Below are 20,907 nucleotides of genomic sequence, written 5' to 3'. Positions count from 1 at the left end.
TCATCATTGCTTTAAATTAAATTGTTATTTAGGTGCCCAAGCAGGTTCGCGAACCTCGCCTTGTTCACTCGGTAAATTCATGCGGAAACGACCATCAAGTGACATGATGGACAGTAAACCACGATTTCCTTCACGTGTTGCATAGACCACCATTTGCCCATTTGGCGAGAAACTTGGTGATTCATCCAAACTGGTTGGGGTCAGAATATTGGTAATGCCGGTATTGATGTCCTGAATAGCTACTTTGTAATTGCTGCCACTTGGGCGATGAACTAGAGCGATTTTTTTACCATCTGCACTTAATGTGCCACGTGCATTAAATGCACCCCGGAACGTCAGGCGCTTACTTGAAGCATTTGCAAAGTTATAAGTATAAATTTGTGGTGAACCGCCTCGGTCAGAGGTAAAAATAAATGATTTACCGTCTGGGGCATAACGTGCTTCGGTATCAATGGCACTGTCATTGGTCATACGTTGTAACTGACGTGTTTCCAGATTCATTTGATAGATTTCAGGGTTGCCATGCAGAGATGCAGTAAACAACATGCTTTTACCATCGGGAGAGAAGCTTGGTGCACCGTTTAAACCACGGAAGCTCGCCAGTTTTTCACGTTTTCCTGTAGCCAAGTCCTGTACATAAATGGCCGGACGTTTGGTTTCGAATGAAACGTAGGCAATTTTTTTCGCATCCGGTGTCCAAGCAGGGGACAAGATTGGATCACGAGAAGTCAGAATGGTTTTTGGCTGTTCGCCATCCGTATCTGCAATTTGAAGAGTATAACGCTGTTCAGGAGTCGCCGGGTTGCGCAGTACATAGGCAATGCGTCCGCTAAAGTCACCTGCAATACCGGTCAATGCCTGATAAATTGCATCACTGATCATGTGACCGGCTTGGCGAATCCGTGAAGCAGGAACAGTCAGTAATTCATTTAATAAATACTGCTGCTTTTCAATATCATAGAGTTGATAGTGAACTTCATACGCGCCATTTTCTGTTGTTTTTACGGTACCTGTAACTACATACGGAACACCTGCAGATTTCCATGCCTCTGCATTTGGACTATTCATACTCGCTGTTGCAGGCAGGTTTTTTGAAGCACTTGAAAATTTGCCTGAACGGTTTAAGTCATTTTCGACAATAGGATAAATGTTTTGATCATTATTAAACGGAATAATGGCAATCTTCGGTGCTTCTTCTGGTGCTTTAGCAATTTCTAAATGCAATTGTGCATAAGACTGTGTCGCTAAAACAGGACTTAAAGCTGTCAAAATGGTTAGGCAAAGTAGATGTTTACGCGTCATTTCCATCATCCGCTACGTACTCTAAAAAATGTAAATTATTGTGAATTCGGTTGTGTCACATAATGGCATGATTTTGCTTTATTGGAAGTACATCATGATGACTAAACTGTTATAAGACTGTGAAAAGTGAATAAAATAGTATCTATTTTTAGTGAAATTTGAGTTTAAACGCCAAAAAAAGCCACATCAATTAAATTTGATGTGGCTTTTTATTTTATTTCGCAGTAAAGCTTGAAGTAAAGGTTCTTGCTTCACGTCGTGCATCTGGATCGGAAGGCATTGGGTAAGGCGCTGCTGCACGTACAGCGGCTTCAACACTTGCTTTCATATCCGGATCACTTGAGTTCACAATCACCGATTGAACCGAGCCGTTGTCACTTAAAGTCACACGAGCAGTGGCTTTTTGACCAGATGAACCGCTCGGAATATCCCACGCACGTTTCACTTTATTTTCAAAGTCACGTTTTGCAGTTGAGGCAATTTTCTTTGCTTCCGCTTTTTTAGTCGCGGCTTCTTCAGCGGCTTGTTTAGCAGATGATGCTTTGGCTTCTTCAGCAGCACGTTCACGCGCTTCTGCATCCGCTTTGGCTTTATTAGCTGCATCCGCTTTAGCTTTATTCGCTGCATCAGCTTTGGCTTTATTCGCTGCATCAGCTTTGGCTTTATTTGCTGCATCTACTTTGGCTTTATTTGCTGCATCCGCTTTAGCTTTATTTGCTGCATCCGCTTTAGCTTTATTCGCTGCATCCGCTTTAGCTTTATTTGCTGCATCCGCTTTAGCTTTATTCGCTGCATCCGCTTTAGCTTTATTTGCTGCATCGGCTTTGGCTTTATTGGCGGCATCAGTTTTAGCTTTATTCGCAGCATCTACCTTGGCTTTTGCAGCGGCATCAGCTTTAGCTTTATTGGCGGCATCAGCCTTAGCTTTGTTCGCTGCATCGGCTTTGGCCTTCGCCGCAGCATCTGCTTTCATTTTTTCAGCCGCGTCAGATTTAGCTTTTGCAGCGGCATCCGCTCGGGCTTTTTCAGCAGCCTCTGCTTTTGCCTTGGCTTGTGCGTCTGCTTGGGCTTTTAGTTTATTGGCTTCAGCTACCTTTGCCTGTTCGGCAGCTTTCTGTTCCGCTTTTTTCAGAGCTTCTGCTGCAGCCTTGGTTTCCTGTGCAGCTTTATTTACATCAGGCTTTGCTGGTGCTGGTGCTGGTGCTGGTGCTGGAGTAGGAGTAGGAGTAGGCTGGGTAACGGGAATAACCGGTGCAGGTTCAATACTCGGTTTTGCCGTTTGTTGAACCTTTTCCGCGACTTTTTCATGTACCGTTTCAGTCGAGTCTGTCTGTTCTAAAGGTACAGGATCGGGTGGGAGCAAGTCCTCAGGCGTGACCAAAACCATTTTAATTTGTTTAGGCGGCTCGACCGGTTTACTCATGCCCAAAAAAAGTAAGCCAGTCATTGCCACAGCATGGATTCCGAGGGTAAATCCAAGCGCAATTGTTTTTTCTTTGGATTGTGGCTTTTTCAAATCTTTCATACTTTATTCTAGAGGCTTGGTTAGCAGACTAACTTGGGTTAAACCAGCATCTTGAAGACTCGACATTAAAGCCATGACATCTCCATAAGGACGTGTGGTAGCACCATTAATGACAACATTCATTTCCTTGTTATCATTTTTGGCTTGGGTTTGTGCCTCGACTAAAAGACTCGTCAACTGAGCCAGATCAACAGGGCCGGTTTTTTGGTTTTTGTATTCCAAATAATAAAGACCATCCTGATCCAGTGTCACAATTGTCGGTGCATCTTTAGATTCAATCGGATTGCCATTGGCTTGAGGTAAATCGACTTTAATCCCACTGGTAATCATAGGTGCTGTGACCATAAAAATCACCAAAAGTACCAGCATGACGTCAATATAAGGAACGACGTTCATCTCACTTTTTAGGGGCTTTTTGACACGCTCAAAGCGTCCAGAACGCTGAATTGCCATTAGTCATTTTCCTGTGCAGAACTCACAGTTTGACGTTGTAATAGCGCCACCATTTCTTCAGCAAATAATGCACGGTCTGAATAGACGGTTTCACCTTTAGCCGTGTAATGGTTAAAGGCCAATACTGCTGGAATTGCAGCAAAAAGACCAATCGCTGTTGCAATGAGGGCTTCGGCAATACCCGGAGCAACGGTTGCCAAAGTGACCTGATCGACATCTGCCAGACCAATAAAGGCATTCATAATGCCCCAGACCGTACCGAACAGGCCGATATAAGGTGCAACAGAACCAATGCTGGCAAGTGCGCCCAAGCCTTGTTCAAGCAGACCTTGGTCACGGCTTAAACCGACACGTAAAATACGTTCTGTGCCTTCAACGGTTTGTTGTGTGGTTGCCTGGAATTTTTTGAGTTTAAAAAACTCGCCAATGCCTTGATAGAAGATATCTTCCAAACCGGTGCGTTTGGAATTAAGTTGCGCGTTGTTGTATAGGGTATTAAGTTCAGCGCCAGACCAGAAGATTTTTTGAAAATGTTCATCTTCGGCCTGGGCTTTTTTATAACTCATATGTAACTTGGCAATCAGATACCAACTGTATAAAGATGCTAGCAGGAGCACGAGCATTACCAGTTGAACGATGGGACTAGCTTGTAAAATAAGATCTGATATGTGTAAAGATGATTCTAGTTGTGTTGCCATAGTTACAATGTGCCAATAAATTTTTTAGTCTTGTCCTAACTCTTTTAGAATTAGATTACGTATTTCCTCAGGAAGCCGTGTTGGACGCATGCCGTCTACACTAATACATGCCAATTCGACTTCGCCAGATGCAAGCATGATTTCACCACGATAAATATTTTGTTGCAATACAAAAGATGTTGCTTTACATGAAACAACACTCGCAGTCACTGTAATCAGGTCATCCATCAGGATTGGACGTGAATATTTCACATTTATTTTATGTACTACAAAGTGATAATCTTTTTGGTGCCAGTAGTGGTCAACACCTGCCGCACGTAACCATTCGGTACGCGTACGTTCCATAAAACGAATATGGTTTGCATGATAGACAATGCCACCTGCGTCAGTGTCTTCAATATATACACGAATGTTGAACTCGAATTTATTCGCCATGATTGTGTCCCATTTTTCAATTCGGTTTTATGGTTTTAGTTGTACTTTTAGCGAGTTAAAAAATCTGTAAAAATGACGTTTTTTTCGCTAAGAGTCAAGCTGTGTAACGCATTGAAGTTTAGCAGTTTGAGTTTTTAGTCCAATGGCACAAGGTTTCAAATGAGATCTATTCTGTATTCAATCAACACAACCTTTAGATATAAAAAAAGTGAGCAAAGGATGCTCACTTTTTTGAAAAAATCTACTTTATTTTTTTGCAGCTTGCATCTTTTTCCAGTCAGTCTGTACCTGTTCGGCAACTTTTGGATAATCCAGAATAAAGCGCACATGGCTTTCTACTCCGGTTTTTAAAGTTGCATTATCGACGATAAATAACGGGTTATGATTAGGTGCAGCTTTCGCCATGTCCTGATCGGCAGGTGTTGCGCCCACAAAGACAAATAAAGATGGCATCAGCTGACCATAATAGGCAAAGTCTTCACTTGCACTGGCATTGTTGTCCAGCACATGCAGTTTATCTTCGCCATTCACTTGGGCAAGTGTAGGTTGCATCAGCTTGGTTAAGGTTTTGTCATTGGTGGTTACCGGCGCATATGGCGCAATTTCCACTTTTGCAGTGACATCATTGGCTATAGCATTATGTTCGACCATTTTCGGTAAAGTTTTTAAAATGCCTTGACGCACATCTTCACTGTTAGAGCGAATGGTGCCGACCATATTTACCTGATCAGGGATGACATTACCTGTTGTTCCACCGCGGATACTGCCAATACTGACTACGCCCATGCCTTTGGTTAAATCTGCATGACGACTGACTAAACTTTGCATGTTATTGATCATTTGCGAAGACGCATAAATTGGATCACGACCGAGCCAAGGCATAGAGCCATGCACCTGTTTACCATTCACTTGAATGCGTAAGTGGTCGGCACTGTTCAGAATCGCGCCATCTTTATACAAGATATTGCCACTTGGCATGCCTGCCATCACGTGCATACCGAAAATCACTTCCGGTTTTGGATTGTTCAATGCACCATCGGCAATCATTTTACGTGAACCGATTAAATGACCTTGGGTAAAGTTATCAATATCGGCACCGCCTTCTTCAGCCGGTTGGAATACAAATATCACAGTACCGGCAATTTTATCTTTATTCGCTGCTAAGGCTTTGGCGGCACCCAGTAGCATTGCGGTATGGGCATCGTGACCACAGCCGTGCATCACGTGAGTTTCTGCCCCTTGATAAATGGCTTTGGCTTTACTGGCATAAGGGAGTCCAGTTTTTTCTTCAATCGGCAGGGCATCCATATCGGCACGCAATGCCATCACTGGACCAGGTTTAGCCCCTTTAAGTACACCAATTACACCGGTTTTGGCATAGCCTTTACGCACTTCAATGCTATAAGATTTCAACTCTTTTTGTACCAGCTCAGAAGTTTTGAATTCCATATTTCCAAGTTCAGGGTGTTGATGAATATGTTGTCGAAGCTTAATGGTATGCGCTTCTACATTTTTAACGGAATCATCAATCCAGTCTGCAAAGCTGAGTTGGCTGCAAAGGACAAGGGGAAGACAAAGGGAGATCTGCTTGTACATGTTCATATCTTGGGAAAATCCTGAAGAGTTTGAAATAGTTAAAGTGACTCTCTAGGATTGCATACAGATCTAAATTCGACCAAAACCCTCTAAGTATTTGTTTATACTTTAAAAGTATATTAAGTATTAATGTTTGTTCTCAAAGGGCTTTATTCGCTTTTTTACATTGTAAAATTATGTATTTCATGTGAAAGTGAGTTTATAAAGTTTGTATATAACATTTACTTTTTGAATCTATGCCTAGCGATTTCATTTGATTCAATCTATGGATGGCGCATTGCATGACGGGTAAATATTCGAGTTTAAAATGAACCGTTTTTTGAAATATCTCATCATTTTCGCCATTGGATTTGCACTGTGGTCATATTGGCTGAAACCGGATAAAGGTATTTCAGATGCTGCTGATTATCAAACCACAGCGGGAATTCATCAGTTTAATGGCTATAGCATGACAAATTTAGAGCCTTATACTGGAGAGTTTCGGGTTTTATCTAGAGAAAATTATAACTTTGGACGCGAGTCTGAGATTAGCCCTGTCGATTTTGCTTTGGGATGGGACAAAATGGCTGATCCACAGGTCTATCAGCAGTTGTCGATTCGACAAAGTAACCGTTGGTATTATTGGCGTTATGAAAATGCTCCACCCATTCCGGTACGTGAAATTGAAACGCAAAGTGCCAATACTCATTTGATTCCTGCAAGCAAAGTCATCGCTAAACAACTGGCTCAAATTGATCAAGATGATTTAATTTATTTAAAAGGGCAGTTGGTGGAAGTGAAGTCTTCAGATGGGTGGACGTGGCGTAGTTCTTTAAGTCGTGAGGATACAGGCAGCGGTGCGTGTGAATTGATGCTGGTAGAAGAGGTGAGGGTGATTTCCAAATCATAGAGCTTTTATTTTTAGTGGTGCTAGTTTGTTGATCAAACAGCAGCTATATCCTTTGATTTTGTGCTTATAAAAAGTTTTAGCATTCGCTTAGATAAATTATAAGATTTCATTGCCACAATTTTTCAATAAAATTGAAATGCATTTGTGTAGGCAAGGTCTTACTTTTGAGAGGCCAAAATGAGGATCTCAAAATATATTTTGAGTCCGCAAGAAAAGCCTTTGTTACCCATACACAACATCCTTGTTGTGTATGGGTAACGTGTGGCATCCCTGCCACACTCGTGTATCCAAAGCTTGCTTAAATTAAGCTATGAAATACTAATGAACCTAAGTTGTTTTTAAATCATTTATCACTTCGGCTCTGGCGGTGTCATCCCAAACTGCAAATAGGCCATATTGGTGGCAATACGGCCCCGTGCAGTACGCATGGTATAACCTTGCTGAATCAGATAAGGTTCAATCACATCTTCCAAAGTGCCCGAATCTTCTGCCATTGCCGCAGCCAAAGCTTCAACTCCGGCAGGACCGCCATCAAAACGCTCAAGCAACATACTTAAGTAACGGCGGTCTAAAGTGTCCAAACCATCTTTATCGACTTTCAACATATCCAGCGCACGTTGCGCCATATCCTGATTGACTTCACCGGTGCCTTTGACTTGGGCATAGTCACGTACACGACGCAGTAAACGATTGGCAATACGCGGTGTACCACGTGCACGACGGGCAATTTCTTTAGCCCCATCATCGGTCATGGGAACATCCATTAATGATGCTGAACGTGACACAATATGGGTTAAATCTTCAACCGAATAAAACTCTAAACGCTGCACAATACCAAAACGGTCACGCAGTGGAGAGGTCAGTAAGCCTGCACGCGTCGTTGCAGCCACTAAAGTAAATGGCGGTAAATCCAGTTTAATTGAACGTGCACCCGGTCCTTCACCAATCATGATATCGAGTTGGTAATCTTCCATTGCCGGATACAGAATTTCTTCAATCACTGGTGAAAGACGGTGAATTTCATCAATAAATAAAACGTCACCTTCTTCCAGGTTGGTCAGCATGGCTGCCAAATCGCCGGCACGTTCAAGTACAGGACCGGAAGTCGATTTTAAATTACCGCCCATTTCCCGCGCGATAATATTGGCCAACGTGGTTTTACCCAAACCCGGTGGACCAAAAATTAAAGTGTGATCGAGTGCTTCACCACGACCACGTGCTGCGCCAATAAAGATCTCCATTTGCTCACGTACCACCGGCTGACCAACATAGTCATCCAGTGAAGTCGGGCGAATGGCACGATCAAAATGATCTTCGGGTTTTTCAGAACCACTGATGAGACGGTCTTGCATATTAAGTCAGTTCTATTTTCGTGAATTCGATTGTCGCATTATGGTCATAAATACCATGTTTAGTTGCATAGCCGCGAATGATGAAAGATATTCACTGCTTTCGCGTAGGCAATGCCTTACTTTTGACAGGGCAAAAGTAATAAAACCCTTTGCAGAAATATGGCATGTTCATATGCCATATTTCTGCGGCAGCATCCATGCTGCCTTTCATTGCATCTATTTACATCTATAGCTTTAAATAATGAGTTATTTATTCATCGACTTTAATGCTGCACGGATAATATCACCGGCTTCAGTGTAATCACCTTTCACGGCATTAATCAGTTTTTGAGCTTCTAAAGGTTTATAACCTAGTGATTGTAAAGCCGCTTCTGCTTCAGCAACCGCTGAATTACCCATAAACTGAATTTGTGGCGCTGTTGAATTGGTTGGAACATTACCTGAAGACATGGCTTTAAAACGATCACGAAGTTCAATCATGAGGCGCTCAGCAGTCTTTTTACCCACACCCGGAACTTTAACCAGTGTATTCAGGTCTTCATTTTCAACGGTATGAATGAGCAGATCGATACTTAAAGTCGATAAAATACCAAGCGCCATTTTAGGACCAACACCGTTTACTTTAAGAAGTGTACGGAAAATGGTTTTCTCTTGTGCATCTAAAAAGCCGTAAAGCAATTGTGCATCTTCACGAACAGTTAAATGCGTCCACAGCGTTACTTTTTGTCCTTTATGTAATTGGCAAAATGTAGAAAGCGGGGTATCCACTTCATAGCCCACGCCATTTACATTTAACAGTACTGTCGGTGCTTCTAAAGCAAATACTTCACCAATGAGACATCCAATCATTTTGATTTTTTCACTTATCTATCGTTCGTTGCATAGTAGTGAGCATTTGCACGAAAGGCAAAATGCACACGCATATTTATTTAAATTTTGCACAGAGTTTCGCCTGAATATCTGCAAAATCTTTACATCCAGCCGGCTTTATTGCCTTGTAACTCTTGCGACAGGTTATAGGCCTGATGGTCTGAAAACTTCGAAATAATATCGAGAACCTGCATAATATTTTCATAGTGATTACTTTCAAAATATACCCCTGCACGTTGCAGCATCGACATCAATCGCTGTTCCTTAAAACTTAAGGTCTTATGCGGCGTGGTCAAAGGAATAAAGGCATCTAAAATATTTTGCAGACTTTGATGGGCGATAATTTCCAAACCGGCTTTTTGCGGATGTTCAAAAATTTTGTCACGTGCCAAGTTCTTCGCTCGGTCAATGCCACGTTCAATATCTTCAGAACAATATTGCAATAAGCTGCCTTTAAGCTGACCACTCAAAATTTCCAGATGATGTTTGGCAAATGCGGTAGTGACTTCATCTACCAAGCGTTTCATCACTCGTCCCCTTAAGGCAGCAATCTTTTGTTGCCAAGTGGTGTGCAACATGGCCAATTCTTCAGGAATGCCATAATCACCAATTAAGTTCAGGAAAATAGGCTCCACTTCTTCATAAGACAGCATGTTTAAAATAATGCCATCTTCCAGATCAATCAGGGCATAACAGGTGTCATCTGCTGCTTCCAATAAATAGGTCAATGGATGACGGCAATAGTGATATTCACCCAATTGAATTAAACCGAGCTGTTCGGCAATTTGCTTCAAAATTTTTTTTTCAGACTGATAACAACCAAACTTTGCCCGTTGACTGGCAGGGCGATCACCTTGAGAAGCAATCGTTTTGGACAGCCATGGGTACTTTAGGTAAGCCCCTAAGGTTGCGTAAGTTAAGCGCATGCCACCATCATTGGGATGATAGTCAATTTTGGTCAGTAAGCGTAAACCTTGGGCATTGCCTTCAAACTGGCGTACATCGGCTTGTTCTTCAGGCGTGAGTTTTTCTAAAAAGTTGCCATGTGAAGCATCATCAAACCATTCGCGAATGGCATATTCACCAGCATGTCCAAAAGGTGGATTGCCAATATCATGCGCCAGACAAGCTGCCTGAATAATCGCACCGACATCGGCAGGAGAAATCCACACGGGCAGTTGATCTTTAATTTTTTCAGCCGCAAGCATGCCGAGTGAACGACCAATACAGGATACTTCCAGCGAATGGGTTAAACGGGTATGAATACCGTCGTGCTGTGTCAGCGGATGCACTTGGGTTTTACGGTTGAGTTGACGAAAACTTTGCGAGAAAATAATGCGGTCATAATCTTTATGAAAGGGGCTACGTGCCTGTTCTGTACTTTGTTTTTTGCTACCAATACGAACTGTCGAAAGTAGTTCTAACCAACGCATTTGTTCCATTTATCATTATTCAGTGATGACCTGAAATCATCATGCCAAAAAAAAGCCAAACAGACTAGAGTGGTGCGACATGATTTGTCTTGTGAATAGCGAACATAAGCAGACAGGGGATGCTTCATGTTTCCTGAATGTTTTTAAATCGCATTGATCCTACTGGTTCAAACGCTGAGAATAATGCGGACTTAGCCCTCGATTATTCTATTTAATGAACAAATGAAAGATAATGTGCTTGAGTTTTCGCTGTGTTATCTCGGTGTTGGTGACATCATTGATCAGGTTGATCCGCAATCACTTAAAATTGTAGCTGAGGCGGTGGTTCATCTGCTGAAAACCCTTGCTAGGCAATCACTCTACGAATTGTAAATAACATTTAGAAACAAGATGCTAAAGAATCCGATAGAGGTAAAATTCAAAATTTTTAACTGAAAATTAAAGTATTCTTCATTATTCTTACATGAATAGATGCCACATTCGTGAATTTCTATCTAGCTGATTTTGCCAATACACAGTAGAATATGCGCTCTCTCTAAGTCACATTGGCGGTATGGTCCAAAAGACCTGCCCGTGGAGCCAAAATCAGCATGTTTATCGTGGCCGGTGCACCAGCACACTCTTCTTTTAAGAAAACTCAACTCTTAAACCGTTTAGCGTCAATGAGTTCTGTTCAATCAATTGAAAGTCAATGGATTTATCTGTTTGATCAAGCGCTCAACGAGCAGCAGCATCAATCTGCATTACAACTACTCAATGACGGTGCGTCTTTTGAAGTTCGCCAAGCGGCAAGTGATGAAATTCAAGTTCTTGTAACACCGCGTTTAGGGACAATCTCTCCGTGGTCTTCTAAAGCGACTGATATTTTTGCCAATTGTAATACCCCGATACACCGCCTTGAACGCGGTGTTTTGTTTACTTTAAAGGGTATTTCTGAAATATCGAATGAAGTGAAACTGGCATTGCATGACCGCATGACTGAAAGCGTTTTCAATCAAATTGATGATGCTGTTGCTTTATTTAACGAGACTGAACCAAAACCTTTAAATAGCATTGATATTTTAGGTCAAGGTAAAGAAGCACTGGTTAAAGCCAACTCTGAATTTGGTTTTGCATTGTCAGATGAAGAAATCGACTACTTAACTGCAGCATTTACCAAGATGGGGCGTAACCCGCACGACATCGAGCTGATGATGTTTGCACAAGCAAACTCTGAGCATTGCCGTCATAAAATCTTCGGTTCAGAATGGACTATTGATGGTGAAAAACAGCCATTGTCATTGTTCCAGATGATTAAAAATACTTATAAAGAATCTCCTGCAGATGTATTGTCAGCCTATAAAGACAATGCCTCTGTAATCGTGGGTTATGACACACAACGTTTCTATCCAAAACCGGATGAAAATGGTCATCACGTTTATAAATACAAGAGCCAAGCTGCTCATATCCTCATGAAAGTGGAAACCCACAACCATCCAACAGCGATTGCACCATTTGCCGGTGCAGCGACAGGTTCAGGCGGTGAAATTCGTGACGAAGGCGCAACAGGTCGTGGCGGTAAACCAAAAGCAGGTTTAACCGGTTTCACCGTGTCTAACTTGAATATTCCTGGGTTTGAACAACCTTGGGAAGACAACTACGGCAAACCATCGCGTATGGCATCTCCACTCCAGATCATGATTGATGGTCCTTTAGGTGGTGCTGCGTTTAATAACGAATTTGGTCGTCCTGCCTTAAATGGTTACTTCCGTACTTTCGAACAAAATGTAAATGGCGATGTAAAAGGTTTCCACAAACCAATTATGATTGCCGGTGGTTACGGTAACATCCGTCCAGACCATGTCGAAAAAGATCCAATCCAACCGGGCGACTTGTTGATCGTGCTGGGTGGTCCTGCAATGCTGATCGGCTTAGGCGGTGGTGCAGCATCTTCTGTAGATAGCGGTAAACTCGGTGAAAACCTCGATTTCGCATCTGTACAACGTGAAAACCCAGAAATGGAACGCCGTTGCCAAGAAGTGATTGATACTTGCTGGCGCTTTGAAGATAACAACCCAATCGTATCTGTACATGACGTAGGTGCTGGCGGTGTATCGAATGCAATGCCTGAACTCGTGAACGATCACGAACTTGGTGCAGTCTTGAATCTTCGTAAGATTCCTTCATTAGAGCCAGGTATGTCTCCAATGGAAATCTGGTCGAATGAGGCGCAAGAACGTTATGTATTGGCAATTCGTCCATCTTCATTGGAACTCTTTGAATCGATCTGTGCGCGTGAACGCTGTCCGTTTGCCGTGTTAGGTGAAGCGACTGAAGCACGTCACTTGACGGTTGAAGATCCATTGTTTGGTAACAAGGCTGTGGATATGCCAATGCAAGTCATGCTGGGTGGTACACCTCGCATGAGCCGTTCATATGAAACCATTGAACGTAAAGGCGATGACTTCACTGCTGCAAATGTTGATCTAAAAGATGCGATTTACCGTGTTCTTAAAAATCCAACCGTTGCGTCTAAATCGTTCCTGATCACCATTGGTGACCGTTCGATTACCGGTATGGTTGCACGTGACCAAATGGTGGGCCGTTGGCAAGTTCCCGTAGCGGATGCTGCAGTGACCACCACCAGCCTTGTAGGTTACACAGGTGAAGCAATGGCAATGGGTGAACGTCCTCCTGTTGCATTGCTCAATCCTGCTGCGTCTGCACGTTTGGCTGTGGCTGAATCGATTTCAAACATCATGTGTGCCAACATCGAACAGATCAGCGACATTAAATTGTCTGCGAACTGGATGGCGGCGGCTGGTCAAAAAGGCGAAGACCAAGCGCTATTTGAAGGTGTTAAAGCCATTGGTATGGAAATGTGTCCAGCCTTGGGTATTGCAATTCCAGTCGGTAAAGACTCATTGTCTATGCGTACCACCTGGAACGACGAAGGCGAAGACAAATCAGTCACTTCACCAATGACAGGTGTGATTACAGCATTTGCACCCGTCGGTGATGTGCGTAAAACATTAACACCTGAATTGAAAAATGAAAATTCAGTATTGGTACGCATTGACTTGTCTAAAGGTCAGTTCCGTTTAGGCGGTTCGATCCTGGCTCAGGTTTATAAAGCCATTGGTTCTGTGACGCCTGACGTAGACAGCTTCGATGACTTCAAAGCATTCTTCGCATTGGTTCAAGACTGGAACAACCGTGGCTTAGTGAAGGCTTACCATGACATCGGTGATGGTGGTTTACTGGCGACTGTTGCGGAAATGATGTTTGCTTCACGTTTAGGTGTAGCACTTGAAGATCAATCGACTGAAGCGTTATTTGCTGAAGAAATTGGTGCGGTACTTCAAATCGCAGCAAGCGATTGGGAAGCACTACAAGCTGAAGTTGCTGAATCAGTATTGAAAGATGCAATTAGCATCGTTGGTCGTGTAAACAACACGGATCAATTGTCTATCAATGGTCTGGTACTTGAGCGTAGCGACTTGCAAGTGGCTTGGACGGAAGTATCGCATCAAATCCAACGCTTACGTGACAACGTTGAAACTGCGGATTCTGAATTTGCTTTAATCACAGACAAGAATCACAAAGGCATCATTGCACAGCCGACATTCGACTTGAATGAACCTGTTGAAGCACCGTTTATTAATTCACGTCGTCCAAATATGGTGATCTTGCGTGAACAAGGTGTAAACGGTCATATTGAAATGGCTGCGGCATTCGACAAAGTTGGTTTCAACACTGTCGATGTTCACATGAGTGATCTTATTGCGGGGCGTATTAGCCTGGATGACTTTGAAGGTCTGGTGACTTGTGGTGGTTTCTCTTACGGTGACGTCATGGGCGCAGGTGGTGGTTGGGCTAAATCGGTTCTATTCAACCCTAAACTTCGTGATCAATTCGAGAAATTCTTTAATCGTCAAGAAACCTTCTCTCTAGGGATTTGTAACGGTTGTCAAATGTTGTCGCAATTGGCTCCGCTGATTCCGGGTGCTGAAGCTTGGCCACGTTTCCACCGCAACACTTCTGAAGTTTTTGAAGCGCGTGCGGTTAACGTTCGTGTAGAAAAATCTCACTCGATCTTGTTAGACGGTATGGAAGGTTCGATTTTACCAATCGCAGTTGCGCATGGTGAAGGTCGTGTTGTTGCAACTGAAGATAAAATTGCTGCGTTAAATGCAGGCAATCAAGTTAGCCTACGTTATGTAGACAGCTTCGGTAATCCTACACAGCAATATCCATTGAACCCGAACGGCTCACCGGAAGCGATTACTGGTGTTACGTCTATGGACGGTCGTGCAACGATTATGATGCCGCACCCTGAACGTAACTTCCGTGCAGTTCAGCATTCTTGGAAACCTGAAGAATGGACTGAAGATGGTGCATGGTTACGCATGTTCCGCAATGCACGTAAGTTCATTGGTTAATTCTGAAGTGTTTTGAAAAAAGCCACCTTCGGGTGGCTTTTTTATTTTGTACATATTTTTTATTTAATTTTATTTCTCCCGCTGGACTTGGTTTGGATTTTGCTTTTATATTGGAGTGAAACAATATTTGTGTGTTTTATGCACAATGATGATGCAATATAGAGGAAAGATGGTTCACTCAATATAAGTTCAGGATTGAATCTCTAAGTGAGGTGACACAATGCTAAAAACTGTGACATATACAAATGTTGATAAAGCGACTTTACGTAAAAAAGGCTGGATGTTTTTTATGGCAGTCGTTGGGTTGCAAATGTTGTTCTTGATAGGTAGCTATTTGCTTCAAAATTCTTAAATTTTTAAATTGAAAAAGCCACCGTGAGGTGGTTTTTTTTGTATGATGAAAATATTTAAGAAGAACTTTACAAGATATAAATGATGAAAGAATTAATTGAAAAAGTGACTTTACTTCAACAAATTTTAATTGCTAGAGCTACTCATACACATGAAGAGAGTGATGCAAGTGAGTTTTTAAGACTACGAAATGAAGTAATTTAAGAGCAAAACTTGAAAAAATATATTCCAAGTATTTTAAAAACCTTAAGAACATTAGATCAATATTGGGAACAAATTAAGCAAAAATTTGAGCATTATGCAGAGCGTAGAAATTATATCTATATTGAATTTCATCCATTATTGGAATATTTAGAAAATAGCGATAGTATTCCATCTGATCAAATAATTGCTAATGTTATAAAAAATTTAGATTCAAGTTATATTCATACAACTTGGAATAAAGCATTAGAAAGACGTACAGTTGATCCAGAAGGTGCAATCACTATTGCTAGGACATTGTTGGAGTCCACGTGTAAGCATATTTTAGATGAAGCAACTGTAGTATATGGTGATGCTCCTGATCTCAATCATTTATATCGATTAACAGCGAAGCAACTTAATCTATCTCCCTCACAACATACTCAACCTGTATTCAAGCAAATTTTAGGTGGGTGTACATCAGTTGTAGAAGGCTTGGGTGCATTAAGAAATAAAATTAGTGATGCCCATGGTCAAGGAAAATTAAATGTTAAACCTTCTTCGAGGCATGCTGAATTAGCAGTTAATCTAGCTGGAACAATGGCGGTATTTTTGTTTTCAACTTGGGAATTACGGAATGAATCAATCGTAGAATCTTAGAGGAAACTGTATTTACAAAAAATATTGGCAAATAGATCTAATTAATTAATTAATTAATTAATTGATTATAAAAAACGGCATCAACAAGCCGTTTTTTATTCTTAATTTTTTAAGGTGCTAACGGTTCCTGCTGTTCCGGATCAGGCATAGGTGCGGATTCTTCCTCATTATTATAAGGATTTTCCAGTTCCAAAGCTTGATCAAGCTCAGAATCAAAAACGTCGGTCAGCATACTGTCGTAACGTTTTGCATTATAGGTCAGTAGACTGGATGCTTCCTGTTGAGTAATAAAACCTGTCTCCACCGCATCGCTAATACGTTCATCAAAAGTTAAACCTTTAAATTGACCTTTCGATTCCGCTTTCTTGAACTTGTCCCAAAGCGGCTCTAACTCAAGCAACATGTTAAAGGTCGATTCCATACGGCCCGTAACATCATCTTCAGCTGTGTTATAGAACACGTGTTTTTTCAGTTCATCGCGGAAAGCATTGTCCTGCATAATGATTTCGCCTGCCTGTTGTTTCAACGCATCGCATGGTTTGTTGACAGGACGACCGAGCGGGAAGCAAATGAATTTGACTAAGCCAGCCGCAATGCCGACGGAGAAGTTGGCAAATAAACCGTAAAAAGCTTCCTGCGCATTAAATAGGGATTTTTCCAGGGCCAGTTTTGCATGAACCTGTTCAGCCTCAGTTTTTTTGCCATGTTCATAATATTTAAGAATGGCAGTACTGATAAACAGATTGGCATGAATATCTGCCAAGCGCCCAGAAAGCATTTCTTTGCGTTTAATATCACCGGCAAGCAGGCCTAAACACATATCGGCAGTTAGTGCAAAGTTAGTACTTAAACGGTTAATAATCTTGTAGTAGGGGCGAGTAAAGTCATCTGCGCTTTTTGGTGCATCGGATGAGCCACCGATATAGCCATAAGCAAAGGCACGCGCAGTACGGTTAAAGGTATAGCCTAAATGCTTGAACAGCATATCGTTAAAGGTATTCAGGGCTGTGTTTTTATCTTCCGCTTGTAGCAGTTGCAATTCCTCAAACAGATAAGGATGACAACGCATCGAACCCTGACCAAAAATCATTAAGGAACGACTGAGGATATTGGCTCCTTCAACGGTAATCGACACGGGAATAGTTTGATAATAAAGTGCTAAAAAGTTGCGTGGCCCCATTTGAATGGCACGACCACCCACTACATCCATACCGTGATTGACGACGCGGCGCATGGTTTCAGTGGCATAATATTTTGCCATTGCGGTCATGACTGCGGGTTTACCACCTTGGTTCAAACCACAAGTAACCAAATATCGGAAAGCTTCCAGCATATAGGTATCACAGGCAATATCACTGGTCGCTTCCTGCACACCTTCAAATTTGCCGACTGAAATCTTGAATTGTTGTCGGATTTTGGCAAAAGCACCTACGGTCAAATACGTTACTTCACTTGCAGCGGTTGATAATGCTGGTAAGGAAATACCACGACCGACTGCCAGACATTCCATCAGCATACGCCAGCCTTTACCAATATTTTCAGCACCGCCAATAATCCAGTCCAGTGGAATGAATACATCCTTGCCATCTACTGTTCCGTTCATAAAAGGGGAACCGGGATTGTGCCGTGCTCCCACTTTTACGCCCTCATGACTGGCAGGAATCAGGGCACAGGTAATGCCATATTCCGTCTTGTTTTTATCACCCAATAATCCATCTGGATCATAGAGCTTGAAAGCCAGACCAATCACGGTTGCAATTGGAGCAAGGGTAATCCAGCGTTTGGAAAAATTCATGCGTAGGCCAAGCACTTGCTGACCTTCAAATTCGCCATAACAGACAACTCCAGTATCCGGAATTGCACCGGCATCGGAACCGGCTTCAGGACTGGTAAGACCAAAACAGGGGATTTCTTCACCTTTAGCCAAACCAGGTAAATATCGGTTTTTTTGTTCTTCAGTCCCATAATGCAGAAGCAATTCGCCCGGTCCTAAAGAATTGGGTACCATACAGCTCACGGCAGCGGTCAATGAGCGAGAGGCAATTTTGCTCATAATCCGGCTTTGCGCAAATGAACTAAAGGCACGTCCGCCATATTCTTTGGGAATAATCAGACCTAAAAAACCATTTTCACGAATATAAGTCCAGGCTTCAGGCGGCAAATCTTTATAGTGATGATGAATATCCCAGTCATTTAGCATGCTGCACAACTGTTTAACTTCATGATCTAAGAAAGACTGTTCTTCTGGAGAAAGTGTAGGATAAGGATAGCTTTCAAATTTGGACCAGTCGGGTGCTCCCATAAACAGGTCTTTTTCCCACCAGCTGGTGCCGGCATCCAAAGCTTCGCGCTCAGTGGTGCTCATTGTCGGCATGGCATTCGCCAGAGCCTTATAGGTAGGTTTGGTAATTAATGCCATTCGTAATGAATCAATCATCACAATTAAACTGATGAGGATGAGCGGAATACCAAAAATCAGCGACCATGGGCTAATAAAGGCAGTGACTACTGCAACAATGATTGTCGTAATTGCCCCGGTATTACGGCTCAATCCAAAAAAGAAAACTGCCCAGATTGTAAAAAATTGAATAAGCACACTGATGATGAATAGCATTTATTTTCTCCAGTTGCTTACACCAGATCAAAGTCAGATAAACAGGAAAGGGTATCTGAAAATCGCAAGATAACTTCTCGCACTGTTTTATTAGAATGACTTTAGGTGTAATAAAAATATTGTTGTTAAGACAGAGAGGTGAATGAAAAACTTCCATCCTGAATTTATAAAATTAAATCTTGTTTTTAAGATAGAGTGTTTTTTGAATAGTGTAAAAGATTGAACTGTAAGAGAAATGTCACGAAAAGTAATAGCGACTTGTATCTCTAGCTCTTTAGATTTTTATTATTTTTGAATAAGTAATAAATCATACAGAAAGATGCGTGCGTATGTAGTATTACTATAACAATCAATGAATTTAGAGAAATACAGGCATGCTTAAATTAATCTACTACGTTCCCGAATCTCATCTGGAATCAACCAAAAACGCCGTGTTTCAAGCGGGTGCAGGTTGTATAGGCAACTATGAGCATTGTGCCTGGCAGGTTCAGGGTACAGGACAATTTAAACCAGTGAAAGGGGCCAATCCATTTATTGGAGAAGTCGGAGAACTTGAAAATGTTGAGGAGTGGCGGGTAGAAACCATTATTTCTGAAGATAAAGCATCCAATGTGGCTAAAGCGCTTAAGGCCAGCCATCCTTATGAAGAGCCTGCGTTTGAGTTTATACAGATGGTAGACATTAAGTAATTATGCTTAATTTAATGAGTTTGATCATTATAAACTCTTGTCTTAGATATAAAGGTTAATGCTGTCCCTTAATTGGTTTTTATCCAGTTAAGATAATTTATGATTTGAATAATTTCATTATCTCTAGTCACACTACCTATAGAAGTTTAATTCCAGAATTTTTGATATTTTGAGACCCAATACAATTTAGTTTCTATACTGTAGCTACCATCTGGATTTAGGGAAATGAGGTAATGAATTTCTTTGCCTCGACTATGGTTGCCTTTACCTTCAGGAAATTGATACTTATATTTTTCTACTTCTTGAGGGGGAGTTAATATAATACGTTTCCATTCTGTGGCTGGGATTTTTGCTACACCTTCCTGTTGCGCTGCCATAATAGCGAGTCTTTTTTTTTGCTGCCTCTTCTCCTTGAGCATAACGTAGTTCTTCAGGGACACCATATCCTTTTGTATTTGCTCTTCATAAGTCAACCAAGGGGCATAATCAATAATAATTTGTTGAGGAACATGGCCCTCAGGAGATACTTTACAAGTGTTATCTGTAGTTAAATATTTAGTTTTTCTTTTTACAGGCATATTTCCATCGCTATCATAAAAATTACCACACAATGGCCAATTGTTTTTATAGACAAATTTTCCTGAATCATAATGTATAGCGAAACTAATGCTATTTTTCATCATAGATGCACATCCTGTAACTAACATTATTATATTTATAAGTATGCTTGTTTTAATGAGTTTGACCATTATAAATTTCTGCCTTAGGTGTAAAGGTTAATGCTGTCCCATAATTGGTTTTGATCCAGTTAAGATAATTTATGATTTGAATAATTTTATTATCTCTGGTCGCACTACCTATAGAAGTTTAATTCCAGAATTTGTGATATTTTGAGACCCAGTACAATTTGGTTTCTATACTGTAGCTACCATCGGGATTCAGGGAAATGATGTAATGGATCTCCTTACCTCGGCTACGGTTACCTTTACCTTCAGGAGCTTGATATTTATATTTTTCTACTTCATTAAGAGGAGTGAGTACAATTCGTTTCCATGCACTAGAGGGGAGCTTGTCGATAGTAGCCATTTTGTTTCTTTCTATATTATTCGCATAGGTATTTAAGACCTCATTTGATGGCCATTTATCTCTAGATAATTCATCTAAGTGAAAAAAAGTTCTTGTATTTGCCAATCCAACTTTTACCTGTTCTTGATAAGTTAACCAAGGCACATATTCAATAATAATTTGTTCAGGCACATAACCTTCAGGGGAAACTTTACAGCTATCTGATAAATCATTGTATTTTAATGATGGATTTATCGTAAGCATCCGCTGAATCCCATTGCTATGTTTTAACGAGGTTCAGGTTTCCAACGATGAGGTAGCAAATCCTCAATTTCTGTGACTTTATGGGTGGGTAGTCTTTTTAGGACATCACT

General features: G+C 41.4%; 18 protein-coding genes. 6 read left to right on the top strand and 12 right to left on the bottom strand.

Features of this window, described 5'->3' with window-relative positions; all coding sequences use genetic code 11:
* Positions 1 to 24 precede the first annotated feature (24 nt).
* The 6 genes from tolB to HLH18_RS08145 form a co-directional block, all read right to left on the bottom strand.
* Positions 25 to 1,308, bottom strand: a complete 1,284-nt coding sequence (gene tolB, locus HLH18_RS08170) for a Tol-Pal system beta propeller repeat protein TolB (protein WP_171546554.1) — start codon at positions 1,306 to 1,308, stop codon at positions 25 to 27.
* Positions 1,309 to 1,516: 208 nt separating this feature from the next.
* Complete coding sequence (tolA, locus tag HLH18_RS08165; RefSeq protein WP_171546436.1) at positions 1,517 to 2,827, bottom strand: cell envelope integrity protein TolA; 1,311 nt, start codon at positions 2,825 to 2,827, stop codon at positions 1,517 to 1,519.
* 3 nt (positions 2,828 to 2,830) lie between these two features.
* Positions 2,831 to 3,280: a protein TolR gene (tolR, locus tag HLH18_RS08160; RefSeq protein WP_131291366.1), complete on the bottom strand. Its 450-nt coding sequence runs from the start codon at positions 3,278 to 3,280 to the stop codon at positions 2,831 to 2,833.
* Complete coding sequence (gene tolQ / locus HLH18_RS08155) at positions 3,280 to 3,978, bottom strand: protein TolQ (protein WP_131291363.1); 699 nt, start codon at positions 3,976 to 3,978, stop codon at positions 3,280 to 3,282. The genes tolR and tolQ overlap by 1 nt, the downstream gene beginning before the upstream one ends.
* Positions 3,979 to 4,002: 24 nt before the next feature.
* Positions 4,003 to 4,413, bottom strand: a complete 411-nt coding sequence (ybgC, locus tag HLH18_RS08150; protein WP_067724926.1) for a tol-pal system-associated acyl-CoA thioesterase — start codon at positions 4,411 to 4,413, stop codon at positions 4,003 to 4,005.
* Between the two features lie 246 nt (positions 4,414 to 4,659).
* Positions 4,660 to 6,009, bottom strand: a complete 1,350-nt coding sequence (locus HLH18_RS08145) for an amidohydrolase (RefSeq protein ID WP_171546553.1) — start codon at positions 6,007 to 6,009, stop codon at positions 4,660 to 4,662.
* A gap of 307 nt (positions 6,010 to 6,316) precedes the next feature.
* Here HLH18_RS08145 and HLH18_RS08140 point away from each other — a divergent pair, with 307 nt between their 5' ends.
* A complete protein-coding gene (locus HLH18_RS08140; RefSeq protein ID WP_171546435.1) occupies positions 6,317 to 6,898 on the top strand; it encodes a hypothetical protein in 582 nt (193 codons plus the stop codon).
* Positions 6,899 to 7,248: 350 nt separating this feature from the next.
* Here HLH18_RS08140 and ruvB read toward each other — a convergent pair whose 3' ends face one another.
* The 3 genes from ruvB to HLH18_RS08125 form a co-directional block, all read right to left on the bottom strand.
* Positions 7,249 to 8,250, bottom strand: a complete 1,002-nt coding sequence (gene ruvB, locus HLH18_RS08135; protein ID WP_171546434.1) for a Holliday junction branch migration DNA helicase RuvB — start codon at positions 8,248 to 8,250, stop codon at positions 7,249 to 7,251.
* Between the two features lie 246 nt (positions 8,251 to 8,496).
* Entirely contained in the window at positions 8,497 to 9,099 is a 603-nt protein-coding gene (gene ruvA / locus HLH18_RS08130) for a Holliday junction branch migration protein RuvA (RefSeq protein ID WP_131291355.1), read from the bottom strand.
* Positions 9,100 to 9,221: 122 nt separating this feature from the next.
* A complete protein-coding gene (locus HLH18_RS08125) occupies positions 9,222 to 10,562 on the bottom strand; it encodes a deoxyguanosinetriphosphate triphosphohydrolase (RefSeq protein WP_171546433.1) in 1,341 nt (446 codons plus the stop codon).
* A 225-nt stretch (positions 10,563 to 10,787) separates the two neighbouring features.
* Between HLH18_RS08125 and HLH18_RS08120 the strand changes: the two genes are divergently transcribed.
* The 4 genes from HLH18_RS08120 to HLH18_RS08110 all read left to right on the top strand — a co-directional run bounded on the left by HLH18_RS08120 (position 10,788) and on the right by HLH18_RS08110 (position 16,165).
* Entirely contained in the window at positions 10,788 to 10,925 is a 138-nt protein-coding gene (locus HLH18_RS08120; RefSeq protein WP_171546432.1) for a hypothetical protein, read from the top strand.
* 218 nt (positions 10,926 to 11,143) lie between these two features.
* Positions 11,144 to 14,974 carry a phosphoribosylformylglycinamidine synthase gene (purL, locus tag HLH18_RS08115; RefSeq protein WP_171546431.1) on the top strand — a complete coding sequence of 1,277 codons (3,831 nt, stop codon included), beginning with the start codon at positions 11,144 to 11,146 and terminating at the stop codon, positions 14,972 to 14,974.
* A 220-nt stretch (positions 14,975 to 15,194) separates the two neighbouring features.
* The gene (locus HLH18_RS16215) at positions 15,195 to 15,326 is read left to right on the top strand and encodes a KGW motif small protein (protein WP_252151816.1); all 132 of its coding nucleotides are present in this window, start codon (positions 15,195 to 15,197) and stop codon (positions 15,324 to 15,326) included.
* A gap of 212 nt (positions 15,327 to 15,538) precedes the next feature.
* A complete protein-coding gene (locus tag HLH18_RS08110) occupies positions 15,539 to 16,165 on the top strand; it encodes an abortive infection family protein (protein WP_250852391.1) in 627 nt (208 codons plus the stop codon).
* A gap of 109 nt (positions 16,166 to 16,274) precedes the next feature.
* Here the strand turns inward: HLH18_RS08110 and HLH18_RS08105 are convergent, their stop codons facing one another.
* A complete protein-coding gene (locus tag HLH18_RS08105; protein WP_171546430.1) occupies positions 16,275 to 18,779 on the bottom strand; it encodes an acyl-CoA dehydrogenase in 2,505 nt (834 codons plus the stop codon).
* Between the two features lie 374 nt (positions 18,780 to 19,153).
* Here HLH18_RS08105 and HLH18_RS08100 point away from each other — a divergent pair, with 374 nt between their 5' ends.
* Positions 19,154 to 19,468 (top strand): YqfO family protein, encoded by a 315-nt coding sequence (locus tag HLH18_RS08100; protein WP_171546429.1) that lies wholly within the window; start codon positions 19,154 to 19,156, stop codon positions 19,466 to 19,468.
* Positions 19,469 to 19,614: 146 nt separating this feature from the next.
* Here HLH18_RS08100 and HLH18_RS08095 read toward each other — a convergent pair whose 3' ends face one another.
* Both HLH18_RS08095 and HLH18_RS08090 read right to left on the bottom strand, forming a co-directional pair.
* Positions 19,615 to 20,151: a hypothetical protein gene (locus tag HLH18_RS08095; protein WP_250852390.1), complete on the bottom strand. Its 537-nt coding sequence runs from the start codon at positions 20,149 to 20,151 to the stop codon at positions 19,615 to 19,617.
* A 184-nt stretch (positions 20,152 to 20,335) separates the two neighbouring features.
* A complete protein-coding gene (locus HLH18_RS08090; protein WP_214647303.1) occupies positions 20,336 to 20,797 on the bottom strand; it encodes a hypothetical protein in 462 nt (153 codons plus the stop codon).
* Between the last annotated feature and the right edge of the window lie 110 nt (positions 20,798 to 20,907).

The sequence above is a fragment of the Acinetobacter sp. ANC 5414 genome, from assembly GCF_013004295.1.
Taxonomy (GTDB): domain Bacteria; phylum Pseudomonadota; class Gammaproteobacteria; order Pseudomonadales; family Moraxellaceae; genus Acinetobacter.
Note: the sequence above shows the minus strand (reverse complement) of the source record. Positions and strands in the feature narration are given on the sequence as shown.

Bases quoted from the DNA above. Each gene is read 5' to 3' on its own strand.
- tolB (WP_171546554.1), bottom strand. From the start codon at position 1,308: ATGGAAATGACGCGTAAACATCTACTTTGCCTAACCATTTTGACAGCT.
- tolA (WP_171546436.1), bottom strand. From the start codon at position 2,827: ATGAAAGATTTGAAAAAGCCACAATCCAAAGAAAAAACAATTGCGCTT.
- tolR (WP_131291366.1), bottom strand. From the start codon at position 3,280: ATGGCAATTCAGCGTTCTGGACGCTTTGAGCGTGTCAAAAAGCCCCTA.
- tolQ (WP_131291363.1), bottom strand. From the start codon at position 3,978: ATGGCAACACAACTAGAATCATCTTTACACATATCAGATCTTATTTTA.
- ybgC (WP_067724926.1), bottom strand. From the start codon at position 4,413: ATGGCGAATAAATTCGAGTTCAACATTCGTGTATATATTGAAGACACT.
- HLH18_RS08145 (WP_171546553.1), bottom strand. From the start codon at position 6,009: ATGTACAAGCAGATCTCCCTTTGTCTTCCCCTTGTCCTTTGCAGCCAA.
- HLH18_RS08140 (WP_171546435.1), top strand. From the start codon at position 6,317: ATGAACCGTTTTTTGAAATATCTCATCATTTTCGCCATTGGATTTGCA.
- ruvB (WP_171546434.1), bottom strand. From the start codon at position 8,250: ATGCAAGACCGTCTCATCAGTGGTTCTGAAAAACCCGAAGATCATTTT.
- ruvA (WP_131291355.1), bottom strand. From the start codon at position 9,099: ATGATTGGATGTCTCATTGGTGAAGTATTTGCTTTAGAAGCACCGACA.
- HLH18_RS08125 (WP_171546433.1), bottom strand. From the start codon at position 10,562: ATGGAACAAATGCGTTGGTTAGAACTACTTTCGACAGTTCGTATTGGT.
- purL (WP_171546431.1), top strand. From the start codon at position 11,144: ATGTTTATCGTGGCCGGTGCACCAGCACACTCTTCTTTTAAGAAAACT.
- HLH18_RS16215 (WP_252151816.1), top strand. From the start codon at position 15,195: ATGCTAAAAACTGTGACATATACAAATGTTGATAAAGCGACTTTACGT.
- HLH18_RS08105 (WP_171546430.1), bottom strand. From the start codon at position 18,779: ATGCTATTCATCATCAGTGTGCTTATTCAATTTTTTACAATCTGGGCA.
- HLH18_RS08100 (WP_171546429.1), top strand. From the start codon at position 19,154: ATGCTTAAATTAATCTACTACGTTCCCGAATCTCATCTGGAATCAACC.
- HLH18_RS08095 (WP_250852390.1), bottom strand. From the start codon at position 20,151: ATGATGAAAAATAGCATTAGTTTCGCTATACATTATGATTCAGGAAAA.
- HLH18_RS08090 (WP_214647303.1), bottom strand. From the start codon at position 20,797: ATGCTTACGATAAATCCATCATTAAAATACAATGATTTATCAGATAGC.